Source organism: Psychroflexus sp. MES1-P1E, from assembly GCF_002836055.1.
GTDB lineage: Bacteria > Bacteroidota > Bacteroidia > Flavobacteriales > Flavobacteriaceae > Psychroflexus.
In genome coordinates this window covers 34,191-41,395 of record NZ_PJBS01000319.1, presented here as the reverse complement: position 1 = coordinate 41,395, position 7,205 = coordinate 34,191, and the positions used below count along the sequence as shown (strand labels likewise).

Here is a 7,205-nt window from a genome sequence, read left to right as displayed (position 1 = left end):
ATTGAAATCAAAAATAATTAGCGTAGCCTTGGCTACGGTAATTATTTTTGATGAAGAGCAGGCGAAAAAGAAACGATTTATTGCGTCATTATAGGTCTAGTTTGGTATAACACCTGGACTAGTTTTTAAACGAGTTAATAGGTCTTGATGTGCTCGTTTTACCAAAACCAACAATTTGTCCTCTAAGGTTTTTATCTCTTTTTTGAGCTGTGTTACACTGCGCTTTAAAGATCTTACAACTGCTTTACTTGGATTGCCCATAACGGATTCTCCATGTAATTTGTTTTTTCAGCATAGTGCTCTGTTTTGTATATACAAAAAGGAGTCTAATCATTTGCAAGCACTCTGTTAGATGCTTGGAGTTACCTTGCCACAGTTTTAGATCTACCTTTTTAGCATACTCACAAATAAGTTTTGAATCGCTCTTATCGGTCTTGATTTTTGACAACTTCATCTGTATAAAGCGTTTCAATGCTAATGGATTTTCTACCGATACTTTTAGACTAGACTCAAGTAAATGGTTAGCCAGTTGATAATGATAATACCCTTTAGCTTCCATCACGCAATGGCTATCATGATTTAAGAGTTTTGCAAACTTTTTAAAGCCAGAAGGATTATTTTTAAACTGATAGTAATTACCATCTGAATCTGTAACATCAAACACTAAATAACTAATGTCAATTTCAAAATATTTAATATCTTTATTTATAGAAAAATGTTTTTTTTGAAAGTAAATACTACGCGAGTTTCAACGACACTTCGACAAGATCAGTGCAACGCTTAAAATCGAGGTCTAAAAGCCTCATAGAAATCTGCGAAAGAAAAGAGAGGGGATTTATCCCGAAGCTTCGGGGTTGACAAGTTCATAGTCTCTGCGTATATGTTAACCTTAATTCTCTCTTTGGTACTTTCTGATTTACATCTAAATTTAATGAATTGTAAACTTAAGTTGAATATAAAACATTTGGCAATCAGTGAGTTATCAGGTATTTCAGCTCGTATCAAAAGTACTTGTAAATTGACAGGAAAGTGCTTCGAAATGCCAAACTTTTGATATACGTAACTATTATATCCAATGCTAAAAAACACTACATTAGAAAATATTTCCAAAACCAATACTTAATTGAACTAAAATGGCCCGGACCGATAAAAATACCAAAGAAAAACAGGAAGAAGCAGATGTGCTTAAAGTTGAATTAATTGCCATAAATAAAGAGCGTGTATTTCAGAAAGAAGAGAAAAAGAAACGAGCCGCTGAATTAGTAATTGCAAAAAAAGAACGGGTATTTCAGAAGGAAGAGAAAAAGAAACGAGCCGCTGAATTAGAAATTGCAAATAAAGAGCTGGTATTTCAGAATGAAGAGAAGACGAAAAGAACCGCTGAATTAGAAATTGTAAATAACGAGCTGATATTTCAGAATAAAGAGAAGACGAAAAGAACCGCTGAATTAGAAATTGCAAATCGACAGCTTATTGATTTCTGTAACATTGTGTCTCATAATTTAAGAGCACCGCTTGTAAACATTGCCATGCTGGTTGATTTTATGCAGGAAAGCAAGGATGAAGATGAACGAAATGACCTGTTGAAAAAAACAAAACTTGTAACCACCCATTTAAATCATGTGTTTAACGAATTGGTGGAATCGGTTCAGATAAGGCAAGACACCGAAGTAAAATCAAACAAGATAATTCTGAAGGACTGTTTAGATAGTATTCTTATCGGATTTGTATCCGAGATTGAAGCCTACGAGGCAGATATTCAAATAAATTTTAATGATATCCATGAAATTTATAATCCAAGGAAATATATAGATAGTATACTTACAAATCTTATAAGTAACACCTTGAAATATAAATCACCGGATAGAAAACCAGTTGTCAAAATTAAGTTCGAAAAAATAAACGGGAACATTATCTTATCTGTTGCTGACAATGGTTTGGGAATAGACTTGATAAAGTATCAAGACAATCTTTTTAAAATAAGAAAAACTTTTCATAAGCACACAGATGCCAAAGGATTCGGCTTGTACCTTGTCAAAACTCAGGTGGAGGCAATCGGTGGAAAAATATGGGCTACGAGTATTCCTAATATAGGTAGTACCTTTTTTGTTGAATTTAAAACCCAAACACATGAATAAAGTTAAAACACTTGGAATCGTTGATGATGATAAAATCTATACTTTCCTGGTCAAAAAAACCATAGAACAGACAAATCTTGTTGGTATGATTAAAGTTTTTGACCACGGCTTAGATGCGATAAATTTTTTAAAAAAAAATGCAGACAATCCCGATACCCTGCCTGAAATAATTCTTCTTGACCTTTCCATGCCTGTACTGGATGGATGGGGATTTCTTGAAGAATACATACTGCTTAGCCCAAAGCTAGGCAGAAAGATTATTATTTATATTATTTCATCCTCCATATCACCATATGATATTGCCAAGGCAAAAAGTATAAGTTTAGTTACCGACTTCATTATTAAACCCATTTCCAAAGAAAAGCTGATCGAAATATTTAAAGAACTGTAAGTTGTTCATACAAAAAAACGGCCTTCTGCCGCATAAAAAATGATAGCGGACCTTACGATATACAATAAAAGACTGGCTAAAAACACTGTATAAATTTAATAGGGCAAACCGCTCTACCCAAGCCATTATGCTCTTTCCGTACCTTTGCAGACCGAAGAAAATTGCGTTTCCAAAACGCCTTACTAACTTTGTACTAACCGTTGTACACAATTAGAAAAAATATGAAAATACAAGGAAAAATAGTTGGACTACTTATTCTTCTTCTAATGTTTAGTTGTGCAAAAAATGAAGATGCTTCATTTGAAATGGCGGATGATGAGGCAATAGCTTCAAAAACCGAACAGCAAGAAGAAATTAATGTTGAACGAAAGTTAATAAAAGAAGGGCGAGTCGAATTTGAAACAGATAATATTAGTTCTACTCGAAAATTAATATTTGAAAGTATTGGAAAATACAAAGGATACACCTCTTCTGACCAAGAATATAAATCTATTGGTAGAGTGAGTAATACGATAGTAATTCGAGTTCCTGCCAATAATTTTGACTTACTATTAAATGATGCTACTAAAGGAGTAGCAAAATTTGATAGCAAAAATATTGAAGTAAAAGATGTGACTGAAGAATTTCTTGATATTCAGGCTCGAGTTAAAACTAAAAAGGAACTTGAAAATAGATATTTAGAATTACTCAAAAAAGCAAATAGCGTAACCGAAATATTGGAAGTTGAAAAACAAATCGGCCAATTACGTTCTGAAATAGAATCTATTGAAGGACGATTAAATTATTTAAAAAGTAAAGTTTCGTTATCCACTCTAACAATGACTTTTTATCAATCAATACCGAATGAAACCGAATTTGGAAATAAATTTAAGAATGGATTTAAAAGCGGTTGGGTTAACTTAATTTTGCTCTTCGTTTTTTTGACCAATATTTGGCCATTTATCTTAATCGGAATAGGACTAATACTTGGAATTAAAATGTGGAGAAAAAGAAAATAAAAGTGGGTAACACTGTATATAGCAAATAGGGCGTTTAGTGATTTACGAAAGTTCAGTGCTATTAAGAAACACCGCCAAATCGTTGATTTGGTCTTTAATATGAATAAATTAAAAACAAAATACAACGTTTTGGCTCAGTGCAAACTCGAAAGTTTATCGCCTCCTACTGCCCTGCTCGCCATATACTAAACGTTAGCTGCAGGCTGACTCAAACCAATAAAAAAAAAGATAATAAATGGAAAAATTAAAAGGAAAAGTAATAATCATAACAGGTTCTTCAAGAGGTATTGGATCGACCATTGCCAAAACTCTTGCTAAAAATGGTGCAAAAGTGGTGGTTAATTGTTCAGGCAGTGAAGAAACAGCCTTAAATGTAGTAAATGAAATTTTACAAAGTGGTGGACAAGCTATTGCTATCCAAGCTGACGTTAGTAAATCGGAAGACGTAAAAATATTATTTCAAAAAACCATTGAGAGGTTTGAAAAAATTGATATTTTGATAAACAATGCTGGAATTGCAATTTATAAATTGATCAAAGACACAACGGACGAAGATTTTGATAGAATTTTTGATATAAATGTAAAAGGGGTGTTCAACACTATGAGAGAGGCATCTACACTTTTAGCTGATAATGGAAGGATAATTAATTTTTCGAGCTCTGTAACACGACTAATGTTGCCGACTTATGGAACATATTCCGCCACTAAAGCTGCAGTTGAACAGCTCACTAGAGTGTTTGCGAAAGAAGTAGGAACTAAAGGAATTACAGTAAATTCTATTTCACCAGGTCCAGTTAATACTGAACTTTTCAAACAAGGGAAAGATGAGGAGGTTATAAAACGTTTGGCTTCAATGTCAGCTTTTAATCGAATTGGCGAACCTGAAGACATTGCAAAAATCATCTTATTTCTTGTAGACGATGATTCAAAATGGATAACAGGACAAAATATTGGAGCAAATGGCGGATTTGCTTAACTAATAAAGCCAGCAGCCAATCGAGTGGATGGCTCCGCCATCAGATGACGGAGTGCACCCTTCACGCGACCGTACATAGGCATCCTCCCGGAAAAATTGGGACAGGCTGTATACGGCGGTTCGCAATCCGTCTTTTCAATCGCTCTTTACACCAATCGAAACTATTCTGTACTTTATTAAAGGGCTACACATTTTCTGGGGGTTGCCCAGTAACGAAAATTAATGCTCCCTGAATAATTTCCAGAAGGAATGCCTTCAGTCCTTCCCCACTTGTGAAACCTATGCAGTTTTATGCAACTCGTTTCTCGTGGGTACTATCATCCCGAGGCTTCGGGACTGACTTCTCTACCTAACCAACTCGTAGTTGTAGAGACCTCCCTAGAGCCTGCCCCGATTTTTATCGGGGTAAGAGCGTCTTCTTTCTTGTGATCCCTGCCTTATCTACTATTTCGGTTATCACTTTTCGTGTTTTGGACTTTACAATGATGTGCTTGCTTATCCAACCTAATAGCCTTATATAAGGTTCCTGCTTGGCCTGTCCAGAGCGTAGCCCTAGAATTAGTACCAGAATTTATAGTCCTGCCTTCTTCAGATTTTATACTATTAAACCAGATACTTGGCATGACATCAAGTATGAAAGAATAAATAATCATTTTAGATTATTTGAACTAGAAAAATTATATGCATCGCATAGTGGTGAAAAATTGGCAATGAATTACTTTAAGATCAATCGATTATTTGAAACCAGTGGTGCGTTATCTGTTAAGAATTTTCTTGAAGATAGTTGGTTAAGTATGAGGAATGCTAATATAAATTTATGGCAAACTGCTACTTATGAAGCATTATATAATTCTAACTGGTATCAAGAAGGTGGTTTTATACCCGAATAAATAATATAAAAAATGCGTCCACAAACCATACAAATATTTTTGCCAGACGTTTCTCCGACTGGTATAAGAAGAATCGGAAATAGCAAAGCGGAATCGTAGCGCATAAAAACGTGTTAATGCAGATTTTGGTGGTAAATTGAAAGTTTGGAGCATTTAATAAAACTATTTACAACATCACATAACAAAAATATCGAGATTCGTATTGCAGCGAGAGTTTAACCCAACCACCCGTCACGATCTAAGCTCCTATACTGTATCGCCTCAGAAATATGTGTTCCTGTGACATTTGGAGAGCCTTCTAGATCGGCTATGGTTCTCGCTACTTTCAAAATCCTGTCGTAAGCCCGAGCAGAAAGGTTAAGCTTTTCCATCGCCGCTTTTAAAAGTGCTTTAGAGGACTCTTCGAGTTTACAAAAGGTTTTAATGTGTTTAACACTCATTTGAGCGTTATAATGCACCAATTCAGAATCCTTAAAACGTTCCGTTTGAGACTCTCTGGCTTTTGTCACTCGATCCCGAATATCGACACTGCTTTCCCCTCTGCGTTCATCGCTAAGCTTATCAAAAGGCACTGGAGTCACTTCTATATGAATATCTATTCTGTCTAAAAGGGGGCCACTAATTTTCCCGAGATAGCGTTGCATTTCTGCTGGCGAAGAGGTCACCGGAGCATCTGGATCGTTGAAATAACCACTTGGACTTGGGTTCATGCTCGCGACAAGCATAAAGCTAGAGGGATAGGTGACGGTGAATTTTGCTCTAGAAATGGTGACTTCGCGATCTTCTAGAGGTTGGCGCATCACTTCCAAAACTGTTCTTTTGAACTCGGGAAGCTCATCCAAAAATAAAATACCATTATGTGCTAAAGAAATTTCACCAGGTTGAGGATAAGCTCCGCCACCAACTAAAGCTACATCAGATATCGTGTGATGTGGACTTCTAAAAGGCCGTTCTGCCATAAGGCCTACATTTTCTTTTACACGACCTACTACTGAATGTATTTTGGTGGTTTCAAGGGCTTCTTGCAAACTCATCGGAGGGAGAATACTAGGCAAGCGTTTTGCCAGCATGGTTTTACCAGAGCCTGGCGGGCCTACCATAATGATATTGTGCCCACCAGCTGCTGCAATTTCCATACACCGCTTTATGGATTCTTGCCCCTTAACATCTGCAAAGTCATATTCTGGATGAGCTAGGTTATTATAAAAGATTTCTTTGGTATTTATTCTTGTTGGCTCTAAGGCTTCGTCTTTATCAAAGAAATTAATGACTTCACTTATGCTTTCGACACCATACACCTTCAGATCATCTACAATGGCGGCCTCTTTAGCATTCTGTTTTGGTAAAATAAACCCCTTGAAGCCTTCTTGTTTTGCTTTTATAGCAATAGACAAAGCTCCTCTGATGGGCTGTAAGCTCCCATCTAGAGACAATTCTCCCATAATAATATAATTGCCAATCTCCTCAGATTTAATTTGATTGGAAGCAGAAAGAATTCCAAGAGCCAAAGTTAGATCATAAGCAGACCCTTCTTTTCGCATGTCTGCTGGCGCCATATTAACAATTATTTTCTTCCCTGGAAACTTAAAGCCTGTATTCTTGAGAGCTGCCTGAATTCTAAAACTACTTTCGCGTATAGCGTTATCTGGAAGACCAACGAGATGATAGCCTATCCCCTTTTCCATATTAATCTCGACGGTAATTATTTCAGCATCTACTCCAAAAACCGAACTTCCAAAGACTTTAACTAGCATAATACACAGATTAAAAGTTAGTTAACTAAAAATATGCTTTTTTAAAAACATATCGCGT

At 35.9% G+C, this 7,205-nt stretch carries 6 protein-coding genes and 1 pseudogene; 5 read left to right on the top strand and 2 right to left on the bottom strand.

Going from position 1 to position 7,205, the window contains the following annotated elements:
- Window positions 1-108: 108 nt before the first annotated feature.
- Window positions 109-709, bottom strand: a pseudogene (locus tag CXF67_RS13750) (IS110 family transposase); the annotation flags it as partial.
- A 424-nt stretch (window positions 710-1,133) separates the two neighbouring features.
- On the opposite strand from CXF67_RS13750, the gene CXF67_RS13745 reads away from it, so the two are divergent.
- From CXF67_RS13745 to CXF67_RS13725, 5 genes are all read left to right on the top strand, one after another.
- Window positions 1,134-2,138 carry a sensor histidine kinase gene (locus CXF67_RS13745; RefSeq protein WP_102089272.1) on the top strand — a complete coding sequence of 335 codons (1,005 nt, stop codon included), beginning with the start codon at window positions 1,134-1,136 and terminating at the stop codon, window positions 2,136-2,138.
- Window positions 2,131-2,529, top strand: a complete 399-nt coding sequence (locus tag CXF67_RS13740; RefSeq protein ID WP_102089271.1) for a response regulator — start codon at window positions 2,131-2,133, stop codon at window positions 2,527-2,529. Before CXF67_RS13745 ends, CXF67_RS13740 begins: the two co-directional genes overlap by 8 nt.
- 221 nt (window positions 2,530-2,750) lie before the next feature.
- Window positions 2,751-3,527 carry a DUF4349 domain-containing protein gene (locus CXF67_RS13735; protein ID WP_102089270.1) on the top strand — a complete coding sequence of 259 codons (777 nt, stop codon included), beginning with the start codon at window positions 2,751-2,753 and terminating at the stop codon, window positions 3,525-3,527.
- 235 nt (window positions 3,528-3,762) lie between these two features.
- Window positions 3,763-4,503, top strand: coding sequence for an SDR family oxidoreductase (locus CXF67_RS13730; protein ID WP_102089269.1), 741 nt, complete (start codon window positions 3,763-3,765; stop codon window positions 4,501-4,503).
- A 530-nt stretch (window positions 4,504-5,033) separates the two neighbouring features.
- Window positions 5,034-5,393: a hypothetical protein gene (locus tag CXF67_RS13725; RefSeq protein WP_102089268.1), complete on the top strand. Its 360-nt coding sequence runs from the start codon at window positions 5,034-5,036 to the stop codon at window positions 5,391-5,393.
- 215 nt (window positions 5,394-5,608) lie between these two features.
- Here CXF67_RS13725 and CXF67_RS13720 read toward each other — a convergent pair whose 3' ends face one another.
- Window positions 5,609-7,147: a YifB family Mg chelatase-like AAA ATPase gene (locus tag CXF67_RS13720; RefSeq protein ID WP_102089267.1), complete on the bottom strand. Its 1,539-nt coding sequence runs from the start codon at window positions 7,145-7,147 to the stop codon at window positions 5,609-5,611.
- Between the last annotated feature and the right edge of the window lie 58 nt (window positions 7,148-7,205).